The 25,403-nt window shown below is 66.2% G+C and carries 28 protein-coding genes and 1 rRNA gene; 17 read left to right on the forward strand and 12 right to left on the reverse strand.

Annotated elements, in window-relative coordinates:
* The first annotated feature begins 184 nt into the window (after positions 1-184).
* Positions 185-763: an NAD(P)H-dependent oxidoreductase gene (locus VH326_RS00635; RefSeq protein ID WP_329629860.1), complete on the forward strand. Its 579-nt coding sequence runs from the start codon at positions 185-187 to the stop codon at positions 761-763.
* Between the two features lie 53 nt (positions 764-816).
* Positions 817-2,100 (forward strand): glycoside hydrolase family 130 protein, encoded by a 1,284-nt coding sequence (locus VH326_RS00640; RefSeq protein ID WP_329629861.1) that lies wholly within the window; start codon positions 817-819, stop codon positions 2,098-2,100.
* Positions 2,101-2,148: 48 nt separating this feature from the next.
* Here VH326_RS00640 and VH326_RS00645 read toward each other — a convergent pair whose 3' ends face one another.
* Positions 2,149-2,808: a GcrA family cell cycle regulator gene (locus tag VH326_RS00645; RefSeq protein ID WP_329629862.1), complete on the reverse strand. Its 660-nt coding sequence runs from the start codon at positions 2,806-2,808 to the stop codon at positions 2,149-2,151.
* Positions 2,809-2,875: 67 nt separating this feature from the next.
* Here VH326_RS00645 and VH326_RS00650 point away from each other — a divergent pair, with 67 nt between their 5' ends.
* Positions 2,876-3,724, forward strand: a complete 849-nt coding sequence (locus tag VH326_RS00650) for an ABC transporter permease (protein ID WP_414714227.1) — start codon at positions 2,876-2,878, stop codon at positions 3,722-3,724.
* On the opposite strand, the gene VH326_RS00655 is transcribed toward VH326_RS00650, so the two are convergent.
* From VH326_RS00655 to VH326_RS00675, 5 genes are all read right to left on the reverse strand, one after another.
* A complete protein-coding gene (locus tag VH326_RS00655) occupies positions 3,721-4,371 on the reverse strand; it encodes a transglycosylase domain-containing protein (protein WP_329629863.1) in 651 nt (216 codons plus the stop codon). The genes VH326_RS00650 and VH326_RS00655 overlap by 4 nt on opposite strands.
* A 38-nt stretch (positions 4,372-4,409) precedes the next feature.
* Complete coding sequence (locus VH326_RS00660) at positions 4,410-5,270, reverse strand: S1/P1 nuclease (RefSeq protein WP_329629864.1); 861 nt, start codon at positions 5,268-5,270, stop codon at positions 4,410-4,412.
* A 32-nt stretch (positions 5,271-5,302) separates the two neighbouring features.
* Entirely contained in the window at positions 5,303-6,229 is a 927-nt protein-coding gene (locus VH326_RS00665) for an isoaspartyl peptidase/L-asparaginase (RefSeq protein ID WP_329629865.1), read from the reverse strand.
* Complete coding sequence (locus tag VH326_RS00670; protein WP_329629866.1) at positions 6,156-7,373, reverse strand: acyltransferase; 1,218 nt, start codon at positions 7,371-7,373, stop codon at positions 6,156-6,158. Before VH326_RS00670 ends, VH326_RS00665 begins: the two co-directional genes overlap by 74 nt.
* Before the next feature lie 78 nt (positions 7,374-7,451).
* On the reverse strand, positions 7,452-8,642 hold the full coding sequence (locus tag VH326_RS00675; protein WP_329629867.1) for an acyltransferase: 1,191 nt from the start codon (positions 8,640-8,642) through the stop codon (positions 7,452-7,454).
* A gap of 91 nt (positions 8,643-8,733) precedes the next feature.
* On the opposite strand from VH326_RS00675, the gene VH326_RS00680 reads away from it, so the two are divergent.
* Positions 8,734-9,564, forward strand: coding sequence for a LytTR family DNA-binding domain-containing protein (locus tag VH326_RS00680; protein ID WP_329629868.1), 831 nt, complete (start codon positions 8,734-8,736; stop codon positions 9,562-9,564).
* Here the strand turns inward: VH326_RS00680 and VH326_RS00685 are convergent.
* Complete coding sequence (locus VH326_RS00685) at positions 9,517-10,707, reverse strand: acyltransferase family protein (RefSeq protein ID WP_329629869.1); 1,191 nt, start codon at positions 10,705-10,707, stop codon at positions 9,517-9,519. The two genes, VH326_RS00680 and VH326_RS00685, sit on opposite strands and share 48 nt — an antisense overlap.
* A 95-nt stretch (positions 10,708-10,802) precedes the next feature.
* Between VH326_RS00685 and ispG the strand changes: the two genes are divergently transcribed.
* The 7 genes from ispG to VH326_RS00720 all read left to right on the forward strand — a co-directional run bounded on the left by ispG (position 10,803) and on the right by VH326_RS00720 (position 15,066).
* Positions 10,803-11,918, forward strand: coding sequence for a flavodoxin-dependent (E)-4-hydroxy-3-methylbut-2-enyl-diphosphate synthase (ispG, locus tag VH326_RS00690; RefSeq protein ID WP_329629870.1), 1,116 nt, complete (start codon positions 10,803-10,805; stop codon positions 11,916-11,918).
* Positions 11,915-12,391: a thioredoxin family protein gene (locus VH326_RS00695; RefSeq protein ID WP_329629871.1), complete on the forward strand. Its 477-nt coding sequence runs from the start codon at positions 11,915-11,917 to the stop codon at positions 12,389-12,391. The genes ispG and VH326_RS00695 overlap by 4 nt, the downstream gene beginning before the upstream one ends.
* Positions 12,392-12,451: 60 nt before the next feature.
* Positions 12,452-12,931 (forward strand): retropepsin-like aspartic protease family protein, encoded by a 480-nt coding sequence (locus VH326_RS00700; protein ID WP_329629872.1) that lies wholly within the window; start codon positions 12,452-12,454, stop codon positions 12,929-12,931.
* Positions 12,932-13,014: 83 nt separating this feature from the next.
* The gene (locus VH326_RS00705; protein WP_329629873.1) at positions 13,015-13,905 is read left to right on the forward strand and encodes a DMT family transporter; all 891 of its coding nucleotides are present in this window, start codon (positions 13,015-13,017) and stop codon (positions 13,903-13,905) included.
* Complete coding sequence (locus VH326_RS00710; RefSeq protein WP_329629874.1) at positions 13,902-14,384, forward strand: GNAT family N-acetyltransferase; 483 nt, start codon at positions 13,902-13,904, stop codon at positions 14,382-14,384. The genes VH326_RS00705 and VH326_RS00710 overlap by 4 nt, the downstream gene beginning before the upstream one ends.
* Positions 14,384-14,704 (forward strand): multidrug efflux SMR transporter, encoded by a 321-nt coding sequence (locus VH326_RS00715; RefSeq protein ID WP_329629875.1) that lies wholly within the window; start codon positions 14,384-14,386, stop codon positions 14,702-14,704. Before VH326_RS00710 ends, VH326_RS00715 begins: the two co-directional genes overlap by 1 nt.
* Complete coding sequence (locus VH326_RS00720; protein WP_329629876.1) at positions 14,704-15,066, forward strand: TfoX/Sxy family protein; 363 nt, start codon at positions 14,704-14,706, stop codon at positions 15,064-15,066. Before VH326_RS00715 ends, VH326_RS00720 begins: the two co-directional genes overlap by 1 nt.
* A gap of 109 nt (positions 15,067-15,175) precedes the next feature.
* On the opposite strand, the gene VH326_RS00725 is transcribed toward VH326_RS00720, so the two are convergent.
* The 4 genes from VH326_RS00725 to VH326_RS00740 form a co-directional block, all read right to left on the reverse strand.
* A complete protein-coding gene (locus VH326_RS00725) occupies positions 15,176-15,583 on the reverse strand; it encodes a hypothetical protein (RefSeq protein ID WP_329629877.1) in 408 nt (135 codons plus the stop codon).
* A 64-nt stretch (positions 15,584-15,647) separates the two neighbouring features.
* Positions 15,648-16,229 (reverse strand): inorganic diphosphatase, encoded by a 582-nt coding sequence (gene ppa, locus VH326_RS00730; RefSeq protein ID WP_329629878.1) that lies wholly within the window; start codon positions 16,227-16,229, stop codon positions 15,648-15,650.
* Between the two features lie 149 nt (positions 16,230-16,378).
* A complete protein-coding gene (locus VH326_RS00735) occupies positions 16,379-18,298 on the reverse strand; it encodes a peptidase M61 (protein ID WP_329629879.1) in 1,920 nt (639 codons plus the stop codon).
* Between the two features lie 127 nt (positions 18,299-18,425).
* Positions 18,426-19,064, reverse strand: coding sequence for a DUF1345 domain-containing protein (locus VH326_RS00740; protein WP_329629880.1), 639 nt, complete (start codon positions 19,062-19,064; stop codon positions 18,426-18,428).
* A gap of 50 nt (positions 19,065-19,114) precedes the next feature.
* Between VH326_RS00740 and hisS the strand changes: the two genes are divergently transcribed.
* The 4 genes from hisS to VH326_RS00760 all read left to right on the forward strand — a co-directional run bounded on the left by hisS (position 19,115) and on the right by VH326_RS00760 (position 23,461).
* A complete protein-coding gene (gene hisS, locus VH326_RS00745) occupies positions 19,115-20,455 on the forward strand; it encodes a histidine--tRNA ligase (RefSeq protein ID WP_329629881.1) in 1,341 nt (446 codons plus the stop codon).
* Positions 20,452-21,534, forward strand: a complete 1,083-nt coding sequence (gene prfA / locus VH326_RS00750) for a peptide chain release factor 1 (RefSeq protein WP_329629882.1) — start codon at positions 20,452-20,454, stop codon at positions 21,532-21,534. Before hisS ends, prfA begins: the two co-directional genes overlap by 4 nt.
* A 60-nt stretch (positions 21,535-21,594) precedes the next feature.
* Positions 21,595-22,449, forward strand: coding sequence for a peptide chain release factor N(5)-glutamine methyltransferase (prmC, locus tag VH326_RS00755; RefSeq protein WP_329629883.1), 855 nt, complete (start codon positions 21,595-21,597; stop codon positions 22,447-22,449).
* Between the two features lie 250 nt (positions 22,450-22,699).
* Positions 22,700-23,461 (forward strand): DUF4167 domain-containing protein, encoded by a 762-nt coding sequence (locus tag VH326_RS00760; RefSeq protein ID WP_329629889.1) that lies wholly within the window; start codon positions 22,700-22,702, stop codon positions 23,459-23,461.
* Positions 23,462-23,565: 104 nt separating this feature from the next.
* Here VH326_RS00760 and VH326_RS00765 read toward each other — a convergent pair whose 3' ends face one another.
* Positions 23,566-23,844, reverse strand: a complete 279-nt coding sequence (locus tag VH326_RS00765) for a hypothetical protein (protein WP_329629884.1) — start codon at positions 23,842-23,844, stop codon at positions 23,566-23,568.
* A 58-nt stretch (positions 23,845-23,902) separates the two neighbouring features.
* Between VH326_RS00765 and VH326_RS00770 the strand changes: the two genes are divergently transcribed.
* Entirely contained in the window at positions 23,903-24,331 is a 429-nt protein-coding gene (locus VH326_RS00770) for a CBS domain-containing protein (protein ID WP_329629885.1), read from the forward strand.
* 628 nt (positions 24,332-24,959) lie between these two features.
* Positions 24,960-25,403, forward strand: a 16S ribosomal RNA gene (locus VH326_RS00775); the annotation flags it as partial.

A 25,403-nucleotide genomic window follows, 5' to 3' on the forward strand; every position in this document is an offset into this window, starting at 1 on the left:
CCGACGGGCCGCTAGCTGTGTTACTCATATAATACAGATGACGCAACCCGCCCCCCCCGGCTTCGTTCCGCAAGGCGCCTGGATTAACCCAATTATTCGCCGCCGCACAGCCCGTCGCATTGAGCCGCGCGGCGCGCGCCGCTATCGCTGCTCTGGCCGCGCCGCGCGGCGCGGGGAGACGAGCATGACCGACGTGCCGCTGGTGGTGGGAATTGGCGGAACGATCGGCGCGGTCTCGTCGACCGAGCGAGCGCTCAAGATCGCGCTCGACGCGGTCGCGCGCGAGGGTTTCCAGACGCGGTTGTTCGGCGGCGAGGACATGGCGCGGCTGCCGCTCTACGATCCGCGGACGACGACGCGCACGCACCATGAGCGCGATTTCGTCGAGGCGGTGCGCGGCGCGTCGGGGGTGATCATCGCCAGTCCCGGCTATCACGGCAGCCTCTCCGGAGTGGTCAAGAACGCGCTCGATCTGCTCGAGGAGACCGCCAAGGACGAGCGGCCCTATCTCGCCGACATGCCGGTCGGGCTGATCGCGACCGCGTTCGGCTGGCAAGCGACCGGGAGCACGATCGCGGCACTACGCTCGATCGTCCACGCGCTGCGCGGGTGGCCGACGCCGTTCGCCGCCGCGATCAACACCCAGATCACCAAGTTCGACGACCAAGGCGGCGCCACCGACCCCGCGGTGATCGAGCAATTGTGCCTCGTCGGGCGGCAGGTGGCGCGGTTCGCCCCGCTCGTCGATCGCACCAGCGCCTGATCCAAATCGTTTTCCATGCGTATTAACCGCGGCCACCACGCCGAGGAGCCCGCATGAGCCTGTTGACGCATTCGCCACTGCACCTGGCGCCCGACGCTTCGCGCACCGTCATCCGGCCGTTCGGCCCGCAATATCCGACGCCCTTTGCCAATGTCGAGCCATCGCGCACGGAGCGGATCGTCGACGCGGTGCTGGCGATGAATGCCGGCGAACTCGCCGCCGACGAAGCGCGGATGATCGCGCCTTTGCACGAGCGCCACCGCAACCTCGACCGCCTGTTGCTGCGCCGGTACGAGGAGATCGCCAAGATCGTCCCCGCCGCCGAAGCCGCGGACGACGACGCCAAGCTGGTGATCGGCGCCTATTTCAGCGAGGAATATTCGTTCGAGGCCGCCGCGCTGTTCAACCCGAGCATGGTGCCGCACCCGCGCCAGGACGGATGCCCCGAAGACGGAATCCGCTTTCTGCTGTCGCTGCGCGGGATCGGGGAGGGGCATGTATCGTCGGTCACCTTTCGCACCGGCTCTTGGAGCAAGTCGGTCGGGTTCGGAGTCGACAAGGCGAGTCCCCAGGCGATTTCACCCAGGATCGACGAAGCCGACATACCCGGCGACGACATCTCCCGGATCATTTGCGAGGGCAGCCGCGATCCGTCCGAAAGCGTGCTGTTCCCGGTAACGCCGAGCCAGGCCCAGGGGATCGAGGATCTGCGCCTGTGCCGCTTCGTCGACGATGACGGCACCGTCGATCACGTCGGCACATATACGGCGTTCGACGGACGCGCGACTCGGTCCGAGCTGCTGCGGGGTTTCGGGTTCAGCGAATTCGAGATGCGCCCGCTCAAGGGATCGGCGGCGGCGGCCAAGGGCATGGCGCTGTTCCCGCGCCGAGTCGACGGGCGCTACGTCATGCTCGGGCGGCAGGACAATGAGAGCATCTGGCTGTTGCGATCGGATGACCTCTATACCTGGAACGGCGGCGACAAGCTGATCTCGCCCAAATTCGCCTGGGACCTGTGCCAGATGGGCAATTGCGGATCGCCGATCGAGATCGACGAGGGCTGGCTGGTCCTGACCCACGGCGTCGGTATGGTGCGCAATTACTCGATCGGCGCGGCATTGCTCGACAAGCACGATCCATCGAAGGTGCTGGCGCGCACCGCCGAGCCGATCCTTCGCCCGTCGCCCAAGGAACGCGACGGCTACGTCCCCAACGTCGTCTATAGCTGCGGCGCGATGGTCCACGACCGCACCCTGCTGCTCCCCTACGGCATCGCCGACAATTTCGCCGCGTTCGCGACGTGCGACGTGGGGGATTTGCTGGGGGCGATGCGCTAGCAAACGTTGTCCGACCGGGCCGACTCCGCTGCGCTGACGCTGTTCGCCCTAGCGGACGCGCGGACCGCCGAACGGCAGCGGCGGCGGCGGGCGGCGATCCCTACGCGGGAGCTGCGCCTGGTAGGCGTGGCCGCAATGTGCGACGCAATAGGGGAAGCCGGGGTTCACCTTCTCGCCGCAGAAATGGAAATCGGGCTCGCCGGGATGGCCGAGCGGCCATTTGCAGATCTTGTCGTTGAGATCGAGCAGCGAGGTCTTGTCCGCCATTTCGGGGGAAGGCTTGGCGGGGACGAGGCGGCGCGGCGGCGCGGGGGCGATCGGCGGCTGCTGCTCGCCGGGCGCCTGGCGTACGAAGCCGCCGGGGCCGACCGAGCGCAGGATCGGCTGCGGCGGGGAGGCTGGCGTGGTGGCGGAATTCGCGGCTGGCGCTGCGGCCGCGCTCGGCGCAGCCGGGGCCGGCGCAGGGCGCGGCGCGGGGGCAGCGGCAGGCGCGGGCTTGCGCGGCGCGGCGGCAGCGGGCGCGGATGCTGCGCCTTCGGGCTCGTTGGGCTTGACCGGCGACGGGCGCGACTGCAGCCCCAGGCGGTGCGCCTTGCCGATCACCGCGTTGCGGCTGACTCCGCCGAGCTCGTCGGCGATCTGGCTCGCCGTCTGGCCGTTTTCCCACATCTTGCGCAAAGCGTCGATCCGCTCGTCGGTCCAGCTCATTCCCAATCCTTCCACTGTCCCCGCCGGGCGGTTGCGGCGCGCCGAGCCAGCGCCTAACGGCAGACCCATGGACGCGCCCAACCGCACGGTCGAGAATATCACGACGATGACGCCACCCGGCGTTCCGGTCATCCGGAGCGTCAATTGGGGCGGCCTCTATACCCTCTATGTGAAGGAGGTGCGCCGGTTCTTCAAGGTGCACTTGCAGACGATCTGGGCGCCGGCGGCGACGACCTTGCTGTTTCTGGTGGTGTTTACGATCGCAACGGGGGCGAAGCGGCCGGTGCTGGTCGGCGGCGTCAACATCCCGTTCGCCGATTTCATCGCGCCCGGGCTGATCATCAGCCAGGGGATGATGGGGCCGGCGTTCGCCAATGCCAGCTTCTCGCTGCTGGTCGGCAAGATCCAGGGGACGATCGTCGATTATTTGATGCCGCCGCTGTCGACGATGGAGTTGCTCGCGGCTTTGGTCGGCGGCGCGATGACGAGAGCCTTCATCGTCGGGTTCATCGTGTGGTGCGCGATGGCTTTGTACGGCGTCGGGGTGTGGCCGCAGCATTTGTGGGCGGTCATCTGGTTCGGCTTCCTCGGCGCGATGTTCCTGTCGCTGCTCGGCGTCTTGACCTCGATCTGGGCGGACAAGTTCGACCATGCCGCCGCGGTCAGCAACTTCGTGATCGTCCCGCTCGGGCTGCTGTCGGGGACGTTCTATTCGGTCGACCGGCTGGCGCCGAGCTTCCGCGCGTTCAGCCACGCCAACCCGTTCTTCTACATCATTTCGGGGTTCCGCTACGGCTTCCTCGGCACCGCCGATTCACCAATCCTGATCGGCAGCATCGTGGTGTTCGCGCTCGACCTGGTGCTCGCGCTGGCGTGCTACTGGCTGCTCAATTCGGGCTGGAAGGTGAAGAGCTAGGCGCACGCCGGGTAGGCATTGTCGCTCACGCCCTGCGGCGCGCAGCGGCCGGCGAGCAGCTTCTCGATCCGCGCGACGCGATCGGCATTCTCCTTTGGGTGCCGGATCGGATCGAGCACGTTGGGACCCATCAGCATCGCCACCAGCGACAGGAATTCATGGTCGCTGAGCCGCGCATAGGGCTTGCCGTAAAACACTCGCGCCGCATCGGTGAAACCACGCACTTCTCGACCGCGCTGCGTGCCGAAGCTTGCATAATTTATCGCGATTTCGAGCTGCTCGCGCTTCGACACCGCGGGATCGAGCACGAAGCGCGCGATCAGCGTCTGCTCGATCTTGGCGAAGCCCGGCTTGAAATGGTCGAAGTAGAGAAACTTCACCAGCCCCTCGGTCAGCGTTGTCTTGCCCTGGCCGGGGGTCGAGAAATCGACGCCGTGATGCTGGAAGAAGCTCGGATCCTCGACCTTGAGCATCATCGCGATCCGCCTACCGCCGAACGCCGCGAGCGACAGCGGCCGCGCCTTGACGCTGGCCAGCGCCGCCGCCGTTCGCCCCCTGGCGCGGAACACGGCGAAGGTTTCGTAAGCAGCGAGGCAGACGATCAGCCCCAACAGGACGAGAAGCGTGCGAATCGCGATTTTCTTCATCGGATCGTCGCAGCGTTCCTGAAAGCGGCGTTGCCAGCTCAGCCGAGCGCCTGATCGAGCAACTTGGCCAGCCGCAGCCCGCCGCGTTTGACCTCGAGCCTGACGGTCGGCACCAGCTTCGCGATTGTCGCATTGTCGAGCCGGACGTGCGCCGGAGTCGGCCCGCACGGATCGCCGCCGATCGCGGTCGCATAGGTAGCGTCGTGCGCGACTTTCCAGCTTTCGCGGCTCCAGTCGACGACATCGCCCGCCGCGATCCTGGCGCGCTCGGCCGTTGGATAGCGCCGCACCAGGCTTGGCCCGGTCGAGATCGCGCGTTCGGCGAGATAGCCGTCCCAGATCGAATGCAGGTTGAGGCGCGGGGGTGCGTACGTCCCGTAATCGGCCTTGACGTCGTTGCCGCCTTTGTCGCCCTTCTCGCCGGCGTGGAGCGGCTGGTGGAGGTCGCCGACGAAGTGGATCAGGAACACGAGCGCGCGGACTCGGTCGGCGGTCGGGGTATCGCGGTCCTTGAGCAACTTGGCGTCGCGGACGATCTGCGCCGACACGCAATTGCCGCCCTTGCACGGCTCGATCAGGTCGAACGGTTGGCAGATGTTGACGTCCTGGAAATGCCACGCGTTGGTGTCGCCGTATTTCTGCGTGCCGTCGGGGTTCTTGATCCCCTTGATGCAATCGGCCCACACCGCGGCGTCGTCGATCGTCCCCGCCTTGCATTGCGGCGTGCCGAGCAAGCTTTGCTGGCGGAGCAACGCGAGGATGCGGCCGCGAGTCACCGGCTTGATGTTCGCCCAGGCGATCTCGGCGATGGTCTGGTGGCCGTATTCCCAATACGCGCCGGCGGGCGAGGCGATCAGGAGCGCGGTCAGCGCGGCGAACAAGGGGAGGAGGCGCTTCATCGCCACGCGCCTACGCCGCTCGCGCGCGGCGCTCAACCTTCGTCGTCGTAGAGCGCGACCCTGCGGCTGCCGTCCGCCGAGGCGCAGCCGCGATACATGCTCGACGTGGTGAAGCTCCACGCCCAGTCGCCGCTGGGGGCGGCGACGATCACCCCGCCGGTGCCGCCGAGCGCCTTGACCTCGGCCATCACGGTGTCGGCGGCTTGCTGGAGGCTTTCGCCGAGGAAACGGACTCGCGCGTTGATCTGGAACGCGACCGATTCGCGGATGAAGAATTCGCCGGCACCGGTGCACGATACCGCGGCGCCGCGATCGTCGGCATAGGTGCCCGCGCCGATCAGCGGCGAATCGCCGATCCGGCCCCAGCGCTTGCCGGTGACGCCGCCCGTCGATGTGGCGGCGGCGATGTGCCCGTCCGAATCGAGCGCAACCGCGCCGACGGTGCCGTATTTCATGTCGACGTCGAACTTGCCGCCGTTGGCGAGCAACTCGTCGAGCTGGCGGCGGCGCTCGGGGGTGGCGAACCAGTCGGGGTCGGCTTGTTCGAGGCCATGTTCGGCGCTGAACGCGTCGGCGCCTTCGCGGCCGAGCAGGACGTGCGCGCTCTCCTCCATCACCGCGCGGGCGAGCGTCACCGGGTTCCGGGTCGCGGTGACCCCGGCGATCGATCCGGCGCGCAAGTCGCTGCCGTCCATGATCGCGGCGTCGAGCTCGTTGACGCCTTCGAAGGTGAAGGCCGACCCGCGCCCGGCATTGAAATGCGGATCGTCCTCGAGCACGCGCACCGCCGCTTCCACTGCGTCGATCGCGTTGCCGCCGGAGGCGAGAATCGCGCTCCCCGCTTCGAGCGCGGCGTTGAGCGCGGCGCGCAGGCCGCGGTCGGTGTCAGGCGGGGTCTGGCTGCGCGCGATCGCGCCGGCGCCGCCATGTATCACCAGCGACCATTGGGCTGTCGTCATGGCGCGGAGCGGTAGCGGGCCGGGCGCGCCGCCGCAATCCGATCAGCGGCCGCAGCCAGCTCACCTCGCGCCCGATCAGGTAGAATGCCCAGCAGCCGGCGATCGTCGCCACCACGAGGACGAAGAACTCGCCGCCCGCGCCCAGCCCGAGCGGCTGCAGCCAATATTCGACCAGCACGATTATTGTCTGGTGGATTAAATAGAACGGGAACACCGCCTCGGTCAGCGTCGGGCGGATCGCCGCATCATGGTTGAGGTAGCGTTCGGCGATCCCGATCAACGCCGCCACCGCCGACCAGGATTGCAGCTGGTGCGCGACCAGCATCGGCGTGCTCAGCCACTCTGGCGGGACCTGATTTCCGGGGTAGAGAAGCTCGAGGCTCGCGCCGAAGGCGTAGCTCGCGATCGCGATCGCCGCCGCGGGCTTCCACGACGCGACCAGTCCCGCCATCACCGGCCGCGACCGCGCGAGCCCGAACCCGAACAGGAAAGCGGGGAAATAAGCCAGGTGCGCGACGCCGTCATGGATCACATCCTGGCTGTCGCTCCAGCGGTGGAAGATCACCACCTGGCTCAGCACCAGGTAGAGCGCCGGCAGCACCAATGCGCGCCAGCCGCCGAACGCTCGGTCGAACCAATGCTGCAGCGTCTGCGGGCGCGGGATCAGCAGGAGCAGCGCCAGCACCGCGGTATACGTCCACAGATAACCGACGAACCACAGATGGTTCCAGGTCGGCACGCCGACGCCGTCGATCGAGGTGAAGCGGAAATAGTCGAACAGCAGGAAGTGGCCGAAGTCCTGGCCATAGCCATGCTGAGTCGCCAGCTCGACCCAGGTCTGCGGGGGGACCATCGCGACGACGCCGAACGCCAGCGGGATCAGCAGCCGAGCGGTGCGGCTGGCGAAGAACCCACGCACCCCGTCCGACTTCGCGAACAAGGCGCGACTGGCATAGCCCGACACGACGAACAGCAAGGTCAGCCGCCACGGATTGCTGATCAGCATCGCCGCCGACAGCCATTCAACCGGCTGAGCGGTCTTCACGTGGAAGTTCCACGGGGTGAACACCATCCCGACATGGTAGAGAATAAGGATCGCGAATGCGCCGATCCGCAGCCAATCCATGCCGAAATGCCGTTCCATTACCGCGCCATGTAGGGACTGGCCGCGCGATGGCCAGTCCCTGTGGCTGCGACGCCGGTCGAACGGGCGGGGGTGGTATCATGCCACGTCCGGCCGCGCGCGGACATCGATCGGCCGCTCCGCGTGATATCGCGCGACCGCGCGGGCGGCTCGCGGCTTGAGTCCGACCCACGGCCGCAGCCAGCCGATCTGCCGGCCGGCCAGGTAGAACGCCCAGCATCCCGCGACGGTCGTCGCGACCAGCACCGCGAACTCCGCCCCAGCGCCGATACCGAGCGGCTTGAGCCAGAATTCGACGACGACGATCACCGTCTGATGGATGATGTAGAAGGGGAAGGTCGCCTCAGCGAGCGTCGCGCGCCAGCGATGGTCGTGGTTGAGGAAGCGCTCCGCCGCGCCGACCAAAGCGGTGATCGCCAGCCACACGTCGAGTTCGCGGACGAACTTGTGGAATTGCGCGACGCCATGGCTGGGAAAGCCGAAGTCGGGCCAGGCGACCAGCATCCCCGCGATGATCGCATAGCACAGGATCGCGAGCGCCGCCGACACCGCCCACCACCGCTTCAGGCCGTCGATCGCCGCGCGCGACCCGGCGAGACCGAACCCGAACAGGAAGGCGGGGAAATATTGCAGGTGCGCGATCCCGTCGCGGAAGAAATCGTGCGTGTCCTCGATTCGCTGGAACAGCCAGAACTGGGTAACGAGTGCGAACGCCAGCGGCACCCATATCGCACGCCCGCCGCCGAACGCGATATCGAACGCACGCTGCAACCGGTCCGCGCCCGGAACAAGCGCGAAGCAGCCGAGCGCGAGCGTGTAGACCCACAGATAGACGACGAACCACAAATGGTTCCAGGTCGGCATGACGATCCCGAACAGCGTGCCGAACCGGAAATAGTCCTGCGTCCAGAACCGCCAGAAGCCGTGGGCGTAGCCGTGTTGCGTTACCACCTCGACCCACGTCTGCGGCGGCACGATAACCGCCATTCCGAACAGCAGCGGCGGCAACAGGCGGGCGTTGCGGCTGCGCACGAACGCTCCGATCGTCGCGGATCGCGTTGCCAGCGCGCGGCTGGCATAGCCCGACACGACGAACAGCAGGGTCAGTCGCCACGGGTTGGTCAGCAGCATCGGGATATCTACCCAGGCCATCGGATGCGCGGTTTTCACCTGAAAGCCCCACGGCACGAATACCATGCCGATATGATAGAGGATGAGCAGCGCAAACGCGCCGATCCTCAGCCAATCCATCCCGTAATGCCGCTCCATTGTCGCCTCCGTTGTTTCGATGCCTGGATGGCTAGCGGCGGAGGCTCGACGCCGGTATCGACATGGGGCGAAAGGCGGCGTCGCGGGGATGATGGCTAACGGTACCGGGACGAGCGGCGGGTGGCGCGGGATGAACGGCGCGCAACGCCGCGTCGCGTTGCTCCTCGGCGGCGGATTCCTGATCGTGCTCGCGGTGGTGATGGCCGCCAACGCAACCTCAATGGTCAGCGATTTCGCGGCGGCTGGCATTCCGATGACTCCGGCGCACGTCTGGCTGCTGGAGGCCAGCAGCATCCTGATCTGGCTGTTGTTGATCCCGGTGATCTGGTGGTTGGTCGGGCGGTTGTGGCGGCTGGCCTGGCCGTGGTGGACGCTCGCGGTGATCGTCGTCGCGGCGACGGTGCCGCTGTCGCTGGTCCATGTCGCGGGCATGGTTGCGATCAGGAAGGGCGTCTATGCGCTCCAAGGCGAGGTCTACCGCTTCACCGTCGGCAGCGGGATCGATCCCTGGATCTACGAATATCGCAAGGACGTCGCGACGATCCTGCAATTCGTCGGGCTGGCGGCGCTGGGGCGTTGGTTGATTGCGCGCGCCGCGACGCCGGCCGAGGCGCCGCCGCGGACGCTGTCGGTCGCCGATGGTGCGGTCGTGCACCTGATCCCAGCCGACGAGATCGAGAGCGTGTCGGCGGCGGGCAATTACGTCGAGCTTTCGTGGCGCGGGCGGACCATGCTCCACCGCGCGACGCTGAGCGCCGTCGAGGCCGAGCTGGGCGAGACGTTCGTCCGCATTCATCGCGGCCGGCTGGTCCGCCGCGATGCCATTCGCCGGATCGAAACCGAAAAATCGGGCGATTTCGCCGTCGAACTGGCGTCAGGCGCGACTCTGCGCGGCAGCCGGCGGTATCGCCCGGCGGACTGATCCCGGCGCCAGCCCGATCAAGGGGCGCAACCACGCGATCTCGCGGCCGATCAGATAGAAAGCGACCGCGAACACAAACGTGCCGCATAGCAGCAGCGCGAATTCGGCGAACGGGTTGAGCCCCCAGGGCAAGGTCAGCCACGCGAGCACGATGATCGCCGGGTGGTGCGCGATGTAGAGCGGGAATACCGCTTCGGCGAGCGTCGCGCGCCAGCGATGATCGCGGTTCAAATGCCGCTCGGCGAGCTGGAACAGGATCAGGATCATGCTCCACGCCATCGCGATCCGCGCCATGCGGTCGATCGCCATGATCGCGTGCGGCGGCATGGCGCGGCCGGCATAAGCGAGCTCGACCCACGTCACGGCAAACCCCGCGACAATTGCCACCGGAATCGCCAGCCGCTGCGCCCGCGCGATCGCCGGCCAGAGCGCGCTCGGCCCGCCCAGCGCGAAGCCGAACACGAAGATCGGGAAATAGAGCAGATGCGCGTTCCAGTCGGTGAACAGCCCCTGGCTTTCCGATACGACGAACATCACCGCGAGCTTGGCGAAGGCGAGCGCGGCGATCGGCACCCAGAGCAACCGCGCGCCGGTCGCGAGCCGGTCGCCGAGCGCGGTCAGCCGCCGAGCGCTCCAGCCGGGCACGATCAGCAATCCGGCGAGCGCCATCGTGTACGCCCACAGATAGGCGATGAACCACAGATGCTCCCAGCTCGGGAAGGCATGGCCGTAGACCGGGGTGAGGCTCCAATAGTCGCTCGCCCAGAAGTGCGCGAAGCTGGACGGATAGCCGGCCTCCCTGGCGCGCACCCACATTTCGGGCGGGATCAGCATCACCATCGCGAATCCCCACGGGATCAGCAGCCGGCGATTGCGCGACCCGGTGAACGTGCCGACCGAACCCGATTTGTCGAACAATTTGCGGCTGGCATAGCCCGACACCGCGAACAGCAACGGCAGCCGCCACGGCGTCAGCAGCGCCATCGGCACGATCAGCTGCGGATAGGTGACCGGCGCCTTGATCACCCAGGGCCAGGGCGAGAACACCATCGCGACGTGATAGACGATCAACAGCGCGAACGCGGCGATGCGCAGCCAGTCGAGGCCGTAATGACGGGAGGAGGCGGGGGGCGTGTCGGTCATCGGCTCGCGGCAATTCTAAAGCTGCCGCCTCACCAAATCGTTGACGAGCAACGCATCCTTGGCGGCGGCGGCCATCGGGCGTATAGGCGCTGCCCATGTCAGTCCGTCCCTGGCGCGACATCACGCGCCGCAAGAGCCGCCAGATCATGGTCGGCAATGTCCCCGTCGGTGGCGACGCGCCGGTCACCGTCCAGACGATGACCAACACACCGACCAGCGACGCGCGCGCGACGATCGACCAGATCCGGCGCTGCGAGGACGCGGGGGTCGATATCATCCGAGTGAGCTGCCCCGACGTCGAGAGCACCGCCGCGCTCGGCCAGATCGTGCGCGCCGCGCGCGTGCCGATCGTCGCCGACATCCATTTCCACTACAAGCGCGCGCTCGAAGCGGCGGATGCCGGCGCGGCGTGCCTGCGCATCAACCCCGGCAATATCGGGTCGGCCGAGCGCGTCAACGAAGTGGTCAACGCCGCCAAGGCCAATGGCTGCGCGATCCGCATCGGGGTGAATGCGGGGAGCCTCGAGCGCGACTTGCTCGAAAAATATGGCGAGCCGTGCCCCGACGCCCTGGTCGAGAGCGCGCTCGATCACATCAAGCTGCTCCAGGATCGCGACTTCCACGAATATAAGGTCGCGGTGAAGGCGAGCGACCTGTTCCTCGCGGTCGCCGCCTATCAGCAGCTCGCCGAAGTGGTCGATTGCCCGCTGCATCTCGGCATCACCGAAGCGGGCGGGTTCGTCGGCGGGACGGTCAAGTCGTCGATCGGGATCGGCAGCCTGCTCTGGTACGGGATCGGCGACACGATCCGAGTCTCGCTGTCGGCCGAGCCGGAGGACGAGGTTCGCGTCGGGTTCGAGATTTTGAAGGCGCTCGGCATCCGCAATCGCGGCGTCCGCGTGGTGTCGTGCCCGAGCTGCGCGCGCCAGGGGTTCGACGTGATCCGCACGGTGCAAGCGCTCGAGGAACGGCTCCAGCATATCCGCACGCCGATGAGCCTTTCGGTGCTCGGCTGTGTGGTTAACGGGCCCGGCGAGGCGCGCGAGACCGATATCGGCATCACCGGCGGCGGCAACGGCAAGCACATGGTCTATCTGTCGGGCGTCACCGACCACCACGTCCAGGACGCCGACATGATCGAGCACATCGTCAAACTAGTGGAGGCAAAGGCGGCCGAGATCGACGCGATCGAGCAGGCGAAGGCGGCGTGAGGCGGCTTGCGGTCGCCGCTTCGCTCGCGCTCATGGCGGCACCTGCGCTGGCGAGCGACACGCCGTGCCTCGGCAGCGTGTTCAAGGATGCTCGGCCGTTCGGACATCCCGGCCGCGCGCAGCGTGACGTGGCGGCGGCGCTCGGCCAGGCGCAGCGTGACGGGCGCCAGGTGATCCTCGTGTTCGGCGCGAACTGGTGCCACGACAGCCGCGCGCTCGCCGGCTGGTTCGCAACGCCCAAGTTCCGCGAGATGCTCGGGACTCGCTACAACGTGGTGTGGATCGACGTCGGCAAGAAGGACAAGAATCTCGACCTCGCACGGCGCTTCGGGCTCGACGGCATTGCCGGCACCCCCACCGTGCTGATCGTCGACAAGACGGGCAAGCCGCTCAATCTCGCCGACGCGCCGACTTGGCGCAACGCGGCGTCGCGGCCGGAAGCCGCGATCTACGACTATTTCGCCAAGCGGTAAGCGCGGCGTTAACCGGTCCGATAAAGCGCGTCCTAAGCGCACGTGCGTTACGCCGGCGCCATGAAATACGCGTTCCTCGCCGTCACCGTGATGGGAATCGCGATCGGGCTCGCCTGGCCCGGCGCCAAACCCAAGGCCGCGCCGCCGCCCGTACTCGCCGCCGCGGTCACCGACCAGCCGCGCGACACCGTGCTCGATCGCGAGGATAGCGGCCACTTCTTCACCGTCGCCGACGTCAATGGCGAGCCGATCAAGTTCGTCGTCGATACCGGCGCGACCACGGTCGCGCTGACCGAGGACGATGCTCGGCGGGCCGGGGTCCAGTTCGATCCAAGCCAGTTCGACGTGGTCGGCAGCGGCGCGTCGGGTCCGGTGCGCGGGCAGGAAGTCCAGCTCAAGGACGTCGAGCTCGACGGCAAACGTGTGAGCGATATCCACGCGCTGGTGCTCGACGGGCTGACCGTCTCGCTGCTCGGCCAGAATTATCTGCGCCACCTCGACAGCGTGTCGATCAGCGGCGACAAGATGACGTTGCGCTGATCCGCAATCGATAAGGCCGGCTTGTCTGGCGATCAGCAATGGTGCTGGTGACGTAACGATCGCTCGCGGCTATCGCCGTGGCGATGACGCGCGCTCCCTCTCCCGCTCTGGTCTTCGGCGTTGCGGTCACCGGGATCGCGATCTTCTCGTCGATGGACGCGGTGATGAAGGGGCTGGTGCTTCAGCTCGGGGCGTTCGACACCCTGTTCTGGCGCACGCTCGCCGGAATCGTGCTGACCGGCGCGATCTATTTGCCGGCGCGCAAGGGCTGGCCGACGCGCAGCGTCATGCGCGTCCACCTCATCCGCGGCGGCGTCTCGTCGGTGATGGCGGTAACGTTCTTCTGGGGATTGGCGCGCGTTCCGATGGCCCAGGCGATCGCGCTGGCGTTCATCGCGCCGTTGCTGGCGCTGTTTGGCGCGGCGCTCGTCCTCAAGGAGCGAATCCCGCCGCGCGCCATCGCCGCCTCGCTGGTCGCGTTCGCGGGGGTCGGCGTGATCATGCTCGGCCAGGCGACCGCGGCGCCCGATCCCGACCGTTTCCGCGGCACGGTCGCGGTGCTGATCTCGGCCATCTGCTACGCCTACAACATCGTGCTGATGCGCCAGCAGGCCTTGGTCGCGGGCCCGAGCGAAGTGGCGTTCTTCCAGAGCGTCATCGTCGGCGGGCTCTTCGCGATCGTGGCGCCGTTCATTGCCCACGTCCCCGACGCGCACCACGCGCCGGCGATCCTGCTCGCCGCCGCGCTCGCCACGGTGTCGCTGCTGATTCTCGCCTGGGCCTATGCGCGCGGCGAGGCCAATTACCTCGCGCCGACCGAATATACCGGGTTCATCTGGGCATCGATCTGGGGATGGGTAGTGTTCCGCGAGCCCGTCGCGACCTATACGCTGGCGGGCGCCGCGCTGATCATCACCGGGTGCCTGATTGCCGCGCGGCGCCGCGCGGTCGAGAATGTGGAGGCCGCATTTTGACGCTGACGATCCGTCCTGCCGCACCGGGCGACGCCGCGCTGATCCTGCGCTTCGTGCGCGAGCTCGCCGAGTTCGAGCGCGAGCCCGACGCCGTGGTCGCGACCGAGCCTTTGCTCCACGACGCGCTGTTCGGCGCGCACCCGGCGGCCGAGGCGAGGATCGCGGAACTGGACGGCGCGGCCATCGGGATGGCGCTGTTCTTCTACAATTTCTCGACCTGGACCGGCTGGCGCGGCCTCTATCTCGAGGATCTCTACGTCACGCCGTCGGCGCGCGGGCAAGGGGTCGGAGCGGCCTTGCTGCGGCATCTCGCCGCGCTCGCGGTCGAGCGCGGCTGTACGCGCTTCGAATGGTCGGTGCTCGACTGGAACGAGAAGGCGATCGGCTTCTATCGCTCGATGGGCGCGGTGCCGATGGACGAGTGGACGGTATTCCGCGTCGCCGGTGACGCGCTGGCGAAGCTTGCGGGGCGCGACTGATGGCGTGGCTCTGGCTGATCATCGGCGGGCTGTTCGAGGTCGGGTTCACCACCTGCCTTCGCCACGTTGAGGGTTTTCGCAATCTGGGCTGGACCGCCGGCTTCCTCGCCTCGGTCGCGCTGTCGATGGCGCTGCTCGAATATGCCTCGCGCAGCATCCCGATGGGCACCGCCTACGCGGTGTGGGGCGGGATCGGCGCGCTTGGCACGGTGATCGTCGGGATCGCCTGGTACCAGGAGCCGGCGAGTCTGCCGCGCTTGCTCCTCATCCTCGGCGTGGTCACTTGCATTGCGGGCTTGAAGCTCACCGGAGGACGATGATGGCGGCCGATCAAGGGCTAATCGACTGGGTGAGCGAGGCGATGGCGCCGGTCGGCGCGGTGACCAAGCGCGCGATGATGGGCGGCGCGACGCTCTATTGCGACGGCATCATCTTCGCGATCGTCAGCCCTGACGGCGTGCTGTGGTTCAAGGCCGATGCCGAAAGCGACGCGACCTGGGACGCGGCGGGCTGCGAGCGCTTCAGCTACGAGATGAACGGCAAGCCGGGCAGCATGAACTACCGCCGCGCGCCCGACGACGTGTACGACGACCCCGACGAGCTTAGACGGTGGGGCATGCTTGGGCTGGAAGCGGGACGGCGCTCGCCAGCGAAAAAAACCGCGAAGGTAGCGAACGCGTAACGTCCGACAAGACTTAGAAAACCTGCCAAAATGCCCCACAGCTGAGAGAATCCGGACGTACGTTCTTACGGCAACCTGTGCAGCCATGATCGAAGCACGATCTGCCAGGCTAATTTATGTGGGTGATCGCAACACCGGTCCCTACGATCGAGCAGACATCGGAGGTTGCATTTCGGTTGCTGCAATCAATTTCAACGACATAGTGACCTTGATCTCGTTCAATGAAGGTCGTCTCAGTTTTTCGCGCGTCCGTGCCGAATGAATGCCCGTCTGTATTCGTTCCGGTCTGAAACTGGCCGTTCACATAGATATCAAGATAGGCGGTATTTCCGCTTCGCTCATCCTGCGTCTTGTTAATCACGGTGATGGCCGCCGATTGGCCAGCACCGATCTCGAAGGCGACGGCGTCCCAGTCGGTGCCTTGCAAACCTTTATGGAGACGCATCGGGGCTTCTTGGCAAGCAGCTGGATAAGCGATGAAGCACGACAGCAATGCGGTAGAAATAAAACGGCGCATATTTCCCCCCAAAGGTTAGTGAGTCGGTTGCTTTAGAGAGTATATCTCATCGAAAGACATTCCGCTAGCGTTTCGAACATTGCGTGCTCGTGGAAGCGAGAGAACCCAAATTTATTTGCCCCTCTTTCGCCCGCTCGATCGCCTCGATCACGATCCGCCTCGCATCCTCGGCGTCGCCCCAAGTGCCGACGCGGACCCACTTCTCCTTTTCGAGATCCTTATAGTGGGTGAAGAAGTGCTCGATCTGCTGGAGCACGATCGACGGCAGATCGTGGCGCTCGCCGATATCGGCATAATAAGGGAAGGTGGTGTCGACCGGCACGCAGACCAGCTTCTCGTCGCCGCCGGCTTCGTCCTCGAGGTTGAGCACGCCGATCGGCCGCGCGCGTACCACGCAGCCGGGGACGAACGGACTGCGCGCGATCACCAGTGCGTCGAGCGGATCGCCGTCGGGCGACAGCGTGTGCGGCACGAAGCCGTAATTGGCGGGGTACCGCATCGGCGTGTGGAGGATGCGATCGACGAACAATGCGCCCGATTTCTTGTCGAACTCGTACTTCACCGGCTCGCCGCCGACCGGCACCTCGATGATGACGTTGAGGCTCTCGGGGGGGTTGTCGCCGACCGGGATGAGGTCGATGTTCATGTGGTGTCCTTGCAGAAATAAAAGCACCTCCCCGGCGAAGGCCGGGGTCCAGTGGGGCACGGCTTATCGTCGAGCGCGACGCTCAACAACCGCAGCTTTTCCAACTGGACCCCGGCTTTCGCCGGGGAGGCGTACGATAAATAGTCCGATCAGCGCGGCGCCAGCAGCATGTCGAGCCCGGTTTCGCCGGTCCCGACCTTGACGAGGTGCGGGTAGCGCAGACCGCCGTGATAATCGATGCTCACGGTCTTCACTTCAGAGCCCGATTTGACCAGCAGGATGATCGGCGCCTTCGATCGCTTGGCGTCGGTGACGGCGTCCTTGAGCCGGTCGTCGCTATAGGTGAGGCCGTCGACCGCGACGATCGTGTCGCCGACCGTCAGCCCGGCGTCGAACGCCGGGCTGTCCCAGCGCACCTGGCCGAGACTGCCGTCGGCGCCGACGGTGAAGCCGAGCGAATAGGCGAAATCGGCCTGCTTGCGCGCGCGCTCGGCCTGCTTGCCCATCGCGCTCTCGAAGTCGGTATAGACGAGCTTGTAGCCGTTGCGCTCGAACCCGCCGATCGGTGCGGGCTGGCCGACTTCGGTCAAGCGCTTGGTCAGGAACCCGCGCCAGTCATACGGCTGGATCTTGTCGAGCGTCGCGACCACGTCGTCGAACGTGTAGGTCACCTCGCCCCAGTCGCCGTCCCGGATGCCGAAGAACGCGCGCGCGAAATCGTCGATCGACCTGGTGCCGTGGCTCTGCTCGCGCAGGATCGAGTCGACCTCCATCCAGACCAACAGTCCTTCGTTATAATAGTCTTCGGAGCGCTGCTCGCTGGTCCAGCCCTTGGGCCGGCGGTTGGAGATGATCGGGTCGTTCGTGGTGTCGACCAGCGGGCGCCAGTTGCGCCCCGGCGTGTTGTCGAGGTTGGCGGCGATCATCGCATAAGCGTCGAGCGTGTCCTGCTTCGACACCAGCCCCGAACGCGCCTGAAGCACGTAGCCCCAGAATTGCGTCTGGCCTTCATAGACCCAGAGCAGGCTGTCGCGCATCGGATAGCGGTAATCCGGGGTCCACAGATCGGCGCCGCGGCGGAACTTGCCGTCCCAGCTATGGGTGTATTCGTGCGGCAGCAGGTTGCGCGCGCCGGTGTTCATCGCCCACTCGCTGAAATAGCCCATCCGCGTGCCGTCTTCCGAGCTGCGGTGATGCTCGAGCCCGATCCCGCCGAGCTCGTTCGAGACCGACAGGAGGAATTCGTAATGATCGTAATGCTGCGCGCCGAAGGTCTTGACCGCCTGGTCGACCAGGCGCTTGTGCGCGTTGATCATCTCGGGGGTCGCCGCCGTCAGCTCGTCGGGCGTGTCGGCGAAGACGTTGAGGTTGACGCGGGGGCTCAGCGCCCACTTCTTGTAATAGCGCCCGGCAAGGATCGGCGAATCGAGCAGGATCTCGTAATTGGTCGGCTCGTAGGCGTAGGTCGACCCGGTCACCCTGGCGTTCAGCGCCGACGCAGCCGACCAGCCTTCCGGATACTTGACCGTCATCCGCACGGGAATCTGCCGCACGAAATAGCCGGCCGGGTAGAAGCTCGTCGTGATCGGCTCGAGGCTCAGCAGGTTGGGCGTCATCATGATCCGGCCCTGATCGCCCTTGGTCGAGGTGACGAATTGGAAATCGACCTGGACCGACTTGGCGCCGCGCGGCACGTCGATGTGGAACGCGTAGACGTCGACGGTGTCGCGGCTCCAGGGAACCGCCTTGCCCCCCGCGGAGATGTGCAGCCCGACCACCTTGTCGACTTCGTTGCGCGGGGTGTGACCACCCGGGATCCACTTGGGATAGAGCAGCACCGTCTCGCCGCTCCGCGCGACCGGAATGGTCTCGTGGACGGTGTAGATGCCGCGCACGGTATCGGTCGCATCGATGTCGAGCGTCAGCGTGCCCGGATACGGCGCGTCGACCGCGGGCGGGATCGTGTCGATCACCGGTACCGGCTGCGGCTTCGAATTGTTCGACTGCGCATAGGCGACGGTGGCGATCGAAGTAGCGGCGAGGAAGGCGAGCGCGGCGCGACGGATCATGGAGCGGGGGACCCTTTGTTGGTTTGGCGTCGCGTGCCTTAGGACAGCAATTCACCCATAGTCCAGCGAGTCTTTGTAGAGGCGATTGGGCCTCCGCCCGCCGCTACGCGGCCGCGCGTCAAAAAGCTCAACCGCCGATCGTGTTGATCGTGAACGCCAGCACGCCAAGGTTGAACACGAACGCCGCGAGGCACTGGCCGAGCGAGATGAAGCGGATCCGGCGCGACGGGATATCGATGTCGCTGGTCTGGAACGTCATCCCCAGCGTGAAGCTGAAATAGAGGAAATCCCAATAATCGGGGGCGTCGCGGCCGGGGAAATCGAGGCCGCCGCTGGTGTCGCCGTCGCCGTCGCAGTCCGAATAATACAGGTGCGCGTAGTGCAGCGCGTAGACCGTGTTCGAGAACAGCCAAGCCAGGATCAGGCTGCCGATCACCAGCGCGATCGCGAGTGCATTGTTCTTCTCGTGCAGTTCATTCCCGACTGCGACCAGCACCACCAGTGTCGTCACTGCGGTAATGACGAGCAATCCGACCCGGTTGGCGTCGTTCTCGGCGGCGGCGCGGCGCATCTGCGCAGTCGAATGCTTGCGAAGGAACAATTGCAGCATCGCCACCAGGAATACCGCGCTGGCGACATCGAAGCCTGCCAGCGTTCCGCGCCCCCAGCCCAGCCGCGGCACCGCGACGGCGAGCCCGACCGCGAGAACGACCACGAACAGCACGAAGCGCGGTGGGGCGATCCGCTTGCCCAGGTTCATTGCCATGACGAAACGCTAGCGCGCCCGGCGTCTCTCTACTAGAGAGCGCCGCCAATATGGCGCGCATCGAAACTCCCAAGAGAATCCGCGGGACGCAGGACATTTTCGGCGATGAGCAGCGCCGTTTCGCGCGCGTGCTCGAAACTTTCGAGACGGTGCGCCGGCTCTACGCGTTCCAGCGCATCGACATCCCCATGTTCGAGGACACGCAAGTGTTCGCGCGGTCGATCGGCGAGACCACCGATGTCGTCTCCAAGGAGATGTACAGCTTCGAGGATCGCGGCGGGGATTCGATCACGCTGCGCCCCGAATTCACCGCCGGGATCTGCCGCGCGTATCTGACCGAGGGGTGGCAGCAATATGCGCCGTTGAAGCTGGTCACGAGCGGGGCCGTGTTCCGCTACGAACGCCCGCAAAAGGGACGCTACCGCCAGTTCCACCAGATCGACGCCGAAGTGATCGGCGCGGCCGAGCCGGCGGCGGATGTCGAATTGCTCGCGTTCGCCGACCAGTTGCTCCACGAGCTGGGGATCGCGGACGGCGTGACGTTGCAGCTCAACACGCTCGGCGATGTCGAGACTCGCGATGCCTGGCGCGAGGCGCTGGTGGCGCACTTCGAGAAACATCGCGGCGACCTGTCCGAGGACAGCCTCGTCCGGCTCGACAAGAACCCGATGCGGATTCTCGACAGCAAGGACCCGCGCGACCGCCCGATCGCGGATGCGGCGCCCGACATCGATGCGCATCTGACGAGCGAGGCGGGCGGGTTCTTCGAGGCGGTGACCAAGGGGCTCGACGCGGCGGGGGTGAAATGGACCCGCAACTCGCGGCTGGTGCGCGGACTCGATTACTACCGCCACACCGCGTTCGAGTTCGTCACCGACCGGCTCGGCGCGCAAGGAACGGTGCTCGCGGGCGGGCGCTATGACGGGCTGATCGAAGCGCTCGGCGGGCCGAGCACGCCGGGCGTCGGCTGGGCGGCTGGGGTGGAACGGTTGGCGATGTTGCTTGAGCCGCCGAGCGAGCGCACCGGCGGTATCGTCATCATACCGGTTGGAGAATCTGCAGAGACCGTCGCCATTCAGTTGCTAACGGCGATACGGCGTAGGGGTGTCTTCGCTGACATGGCTTTTCGCGGAAATATCAAACGTCGAATGACTCGGGCCAATAGCGTGGGAGCGGATGCTGTCATCATCATCGGCGACGACGAACTGGCTTCCGGCAACGTCACGATGAAGGATTTGAAAGAAGGCACGCAATACTCCATTCCCATTGCCGAGATCACTGCCGATGTCGCATTTTTCGAAGAAACTGGATGGATAAACCGCAAGCCGGACAAACGTGAGGGCGGCGCGTCTGGATGGACGATCTACGCGCCGTCTGGCGATCCAAAATGACCTCCATCTCTCCCCAACGCATCGCGCAGATCGAGGCGCGGCGGGACGAGCTTGCGGCGTTGATGGCGACCGGCGACTTGTCGGGCGAGCGCTTCGTCGCGGTGTCGAAGGAATATGCCGAGGTCGAGCCGGTGGCGAAGGCGGCGGGCGAGGTGCGGCGGCTGCGCGCCGAACTCGTCGTGCTGGGGCATATGGCGGAGGGGGACGAGCCCGACGGCGACTTGAAGGCGCTCGCGCGTGAGGAGATCGACGATATTCGCGAGCGGCTCCCGCAGGCCGAACGCGCGCTCGCGTTGGCGCTGCTGCCCCGCGACGCCGCCGACGAGCGCGCGGCGATGCTCGAAATCCGCGCCGGGACCGGGGGAGACGAGGCCTCGCTGTTCGCCGGCGACCTGTTCCGGATGTACCAGCGCTATGCCGAGCGGCAGGGCTGGCGGGTCGAACTGATCTCCGCCTCGACCTCCGAAGCCGGCGGGTTCAAGGAAGTCGTCGCCTCGGTCGAGGGCAAGGGCGTATTCGCCAAATTGAAGTTCGAAAGCGGCGTCCACCGCGTGCAGCGCGTGCCGGTGACCGAGAGCGGCGGGCGCATCCACACCTCGGCAGCCACCGTCGCGGTGCTGCCCGAGGCGGAGGACGTCGACGTCCAGATCGACGAAGCGCGCGACCTGCGGATCGACGTCTATCGCTCGTCGGGCCCCGGCGGGCAGTCGGTCAACACCACCGACAGCGCGGTGCGCATCACGCACTTGCCGACCGGGCTGGTGGTGATCCAGCAGGACGAGAAATCGCAGCACAAGAACAAGGCCAAGGCGCTCAAGGTGTTGCGCACGCGGCTGTACGAGGCGGAACGCGAGCGGCTGGCCAGCGAGCGGTCGGGCACGCGCAAGGCGATGGTCGGGTCAGGCGATCGTTCGGAGCGGATCCGCACCTATAATTTCCCGCAAGGCCGCGTGACCGATCACCGCATCAACCTGACGCTGCACCGCCTGCCCGAGATTCTGGAGGGCGAGCTGGACGAGCTGATCGGCGCGCTGATCGCCGAGGACGAGGCGGAGCGGATGGCGAGTCTCGATGGGTGAATTCCCCTCCCGCTTGCGGGAGGGGCTAGGGGTGGGCGTGTCCGCCAACGCCCTGGCTCGATGACAGGCCCACCCCCCACCCCTCCCGCAAGCGGGAGGGGAGTCAGGGCGGCGCTCACGGCTGCTGCTCGAAGCCTCGCCACCGCGTCCGACACCCCCCGCCTCGACGCCGAGCTCCTGATGGCGCAAGCGCTTGGCGTTGCGCGCGAGCAAATGCTGCTTCGTCACCTCGACGATCCGGCCCCCGCGACGTTCGCCGCCCTCATCGAACGCCGCCTCGCGCATGAGCCGGTGGCGTACATCACTGGCCGGCGGGCGTTCTGGACGATCGAGCTTTGGGTCGGACCCGGTGTGCTGATCCCCCGCCCCGACAGCGAGACGCTGATCGAGGCGGCGGTCGCGCATTTTGCCGACCGTGCGCCAACGACGATCCTCGATCTCGGGACCGGGCCGGGAACCCTCTTGCTCGCAGCGCTGGCCGAGTGGCCGGAGGCGCCGGGGCTCGGCGTCGATGCCTCCGACGCCGCGCTCGGTTATGCGCGCGCCAACGCCGACCGGCTCGGCCTCGCCGGGCGCGCCGAATTCGTCGGGGGCGACTGGGCGGCCGGCATCGACCAGCGTTTCGACCTCATCCTGTGCAACCCGCCTTATGTCGCGACGAGCGACGATCTCCCCGCCGAGGTCCGCGACCATGAGCCCGCCGCCGCCTTGTTCGCCGGCGCGGACGGCCTCGACGATTACCGCATCATCGCCACCCAGCTCCCCCGCCTGATCGCGCCCGGCGGAATGGCGGCGATCGAGATCGGCGCGCGCCAGGCCGACGCGGTCGCCGCGCTCCTCACCGCGCAGGGCCTCACCGTCGCGCTCCGCCACGATCTTGCGGGCCGCGCGCGATGTCTCGTCGCGAGACCTTGATCGAGCGCAACGCGTTTCCCATATTTCCGCTTGGAAGAATGCCCGGCACCCGCTATTGAGCGCATAGGGGCACACGATCTCAACCGCTAAATCGTTGAAATCGGCGCATTGCCCGATCCTTCGTCATCAGGCCGCTTGTCCGGCGGCCATGACAGGCTTCGCAGCCGAAAGGCGCGAAAAGGCGCGTGGGGTTTGACTCCCGATGGGATCAAGCCGGGTTTGGTTTGTAACTAAGGACCACAGGACTTTGATCAATAACAATCGTCAGGCCGGCCGCCGTCGCGGTCGGGGTGGACAGCGCCAGGGCGGCAATCCCAACGCCGGCAACGGCAACCGGATCGACAATCGCGCGCGGGGCAATGCCAGCCAGCTGCTCGAAAAGTACAAGGCGCTCGCCGCCGACGCGCAGCGCCAGGGCGACCGCGTCAACGCCGAATATTATCTGCAGTTCGCGGACCACTATTTCCGCGTCCTCGCCGAAACCCGCAGCCGCTTCGAGGAGCAGAACCCCAATCAGGGCCAGCGCCGCGGACGCGACGATTCGTTCGACGACGAGGATGAGGGCTTCGACGAGGAAGGGGGCGAGACCGGCACCGCCGAGCTCGAGCCGCGCCGCCAGATGCGCGACGACCGCCCGCAGCGTGACGACCGTCCCCAGCGCGACGACCGTCCGCAACGCGAGGAGCGCGGCAATCGCGATGACCGCGGCAACCGCGGCCCGCGCGACGGGCGCGACCGTGATGATCGCGGCAATCGCGTGAACGGCTATGCCGCCAATGACGGCGACGAAGGCGAAGCCGCTTCGGCCCCGGCACCCGCCGAAGAGCAGCCGCCGCGCCGCCTGCGTCCGCGCCGCGAAGCCAAGCCGATTGTGGCGAACGAAGGCGAGAGCTTCGACGCGGCTTTGCTGCCGCCGTCGCTCGGGATCGGCGTCGGCGACGAAGGCGAAGCCCCCAAGCCGCGCCGCGGCCGCCCGCGCCGCCCCGCCGCCGAGGCCGACGCCGCCGAATAAGCGAGTCAGGATTCCATGAACGAAGGGCGTCGGGCGACCGGCGCCCTTTTTCTTGGTGGTTCAGCTACGCTGAACCCACGTGGCGCGCCCACGAAGGGGATCGACTAGTCGCCGATCCGCTCGACGTCCTCGTCATGGCCGGTGCCCGAGCTCATGAAGGCCAAGCCCATCAGCGCCGCGGCCATCATAATCGTGCCGCCGAACCCGCCGACTGCGGCCAGGATCGCGACCCAGGACAGCGGGCCATACACTGCTTCCAGCACCCACACCGCGAACGCCACCGCGACCGCCGCCGCCAGCGCCATCCATGCCAGCATCCGCCGGAAGCGGCCCCACGCGAACGCGGCGTAATCGGGGTCGTCGAGGCCGGATGGTTGCTCCATGCTTCCTATTTGGCGCGAAAAGTGGAATCCTCAAGCCATTGGACAAAGGAGCCGAGTCATGACGGTCGCGACGATCCTGGCGGGCAAGGGCGATGACGTAGTGACGGTCACCGCCGATCATTCGGTGGCGGAGGCGATCAAGATCCTCGCCGAGCGGCGGATCGGCGCGGTGCCGGTGATGCAAGGCGGCGAGGTGGCGGGCGTCTTTTCCGAACGCGACGTGATCCATTGCCTCGCCGCGCACGGCGCCGACGGGCTGACTCGCTCGGTCGGCGACGCGATGACCGCGCCGGCGATTACCGTCGGGCGCGACGAAGCCGCGATCGGCGCGCTGACGCTGATGACTCGGCGGCGCGTGCGGCATTTGCCGGTGGTCGAGGATGGCGCGTTGGTCGGGCTCGTGTCGGTCGGCGACCTGGTCAAATACCGAATCGACCGGATCGAGGCCGATGCCGAGGCGATGCGGGCCTATATCCAGAGCGTCTAGCGGGAGCTAAATCGTGCTGCCGAGCCCACGCGCCGCCGCTTGCGCTCATTCCTGCGCGAATCTGGCCGCCGGAGCTCGGCTTGCAGCGGTCCGGAACCCGGTCGCGAGCGATTCTGCGGGCCGATTCGAGCCAGCGGGATCGATTCTTTGGCACGGAGCGGTTTGGGCTTAACCTGCCTCAAGTCCCGCAAACGGCGGATTTCCGCGGTTTTCGCGTCGTTTTGAAAGAAAAATGCAAAAAGACGTTGACGGCGGGGAACCGTCCACATAGATGGGCGTCACCGCAGCGACGGGCCACACGGTCAGCCTGCTACGGTCATCAAAATCTCGGCGCTCTGGTCGCCCTCCAAAAAGAGGGTAAGCCAAGGCGTCGGTCTTTTGCGCTCTTTGACATTGTTAGTTCAAGATGAAGGGACATGTGGGCGGCGGCCCCGGGTCCGACGTTTCAAGGCGTCGGGTGCTCGGTAAAGCTAAGTCGTTCTCACAAGTCCTTTTCACGTATCCATTCGTAAATTGGAATATGAACGCCTGTCCGGTTCGCCGGGCAAGTCGTTCGATTTTGTGCAGAGCGGCTCCTTGAGATGCCTGTCCTGACGTCGGTCATTCCACCGGCGCCGGGATGGAACATAAACTTGAGAGTTTGATCATGGCTCAGAATGAACGCTGGCGGCATGCCTAACACATGCAAGTCGAACGAAGCCTTCGGGCTTAGTGGCGCACGGGTGCGTAACGCGTGGGAATCTACCCTTGGGTTCGGAATAACAGTTAGAAATGACTGCTAATACCGAATGATGTCGTAAGACCAAAGATTTATCGCCCAGGGATGAGCCCGCGTAGGATTAGCTAGTTGGTGTGGTAAAGGCGCACCAAGGCGACGATCCTTAGCTGGTCTGAGAGGATGATCAGCCACACTGGGACTGAGACACGGCCCAGACTCCTACGGGAGGCAGCAGTGGGGAATATTGGACAATGGGCGAAAGCCTGATCCAGCAATGCCGCGTGAGTGATGAAGGCCTTAGGGTTGTAAAGCTCTTTTACCCGGGATGATAATGACAGTACCGGGAGAATAAGC

The organism is Sphingomonas sp., assembly GCF_036269755.1.
Classification (GTDB): Bacteria; Pseudomonadota; Alphaproteobacteria; order Sphingomonadales; family Sphingomonadaceae; genus Sphingomonas.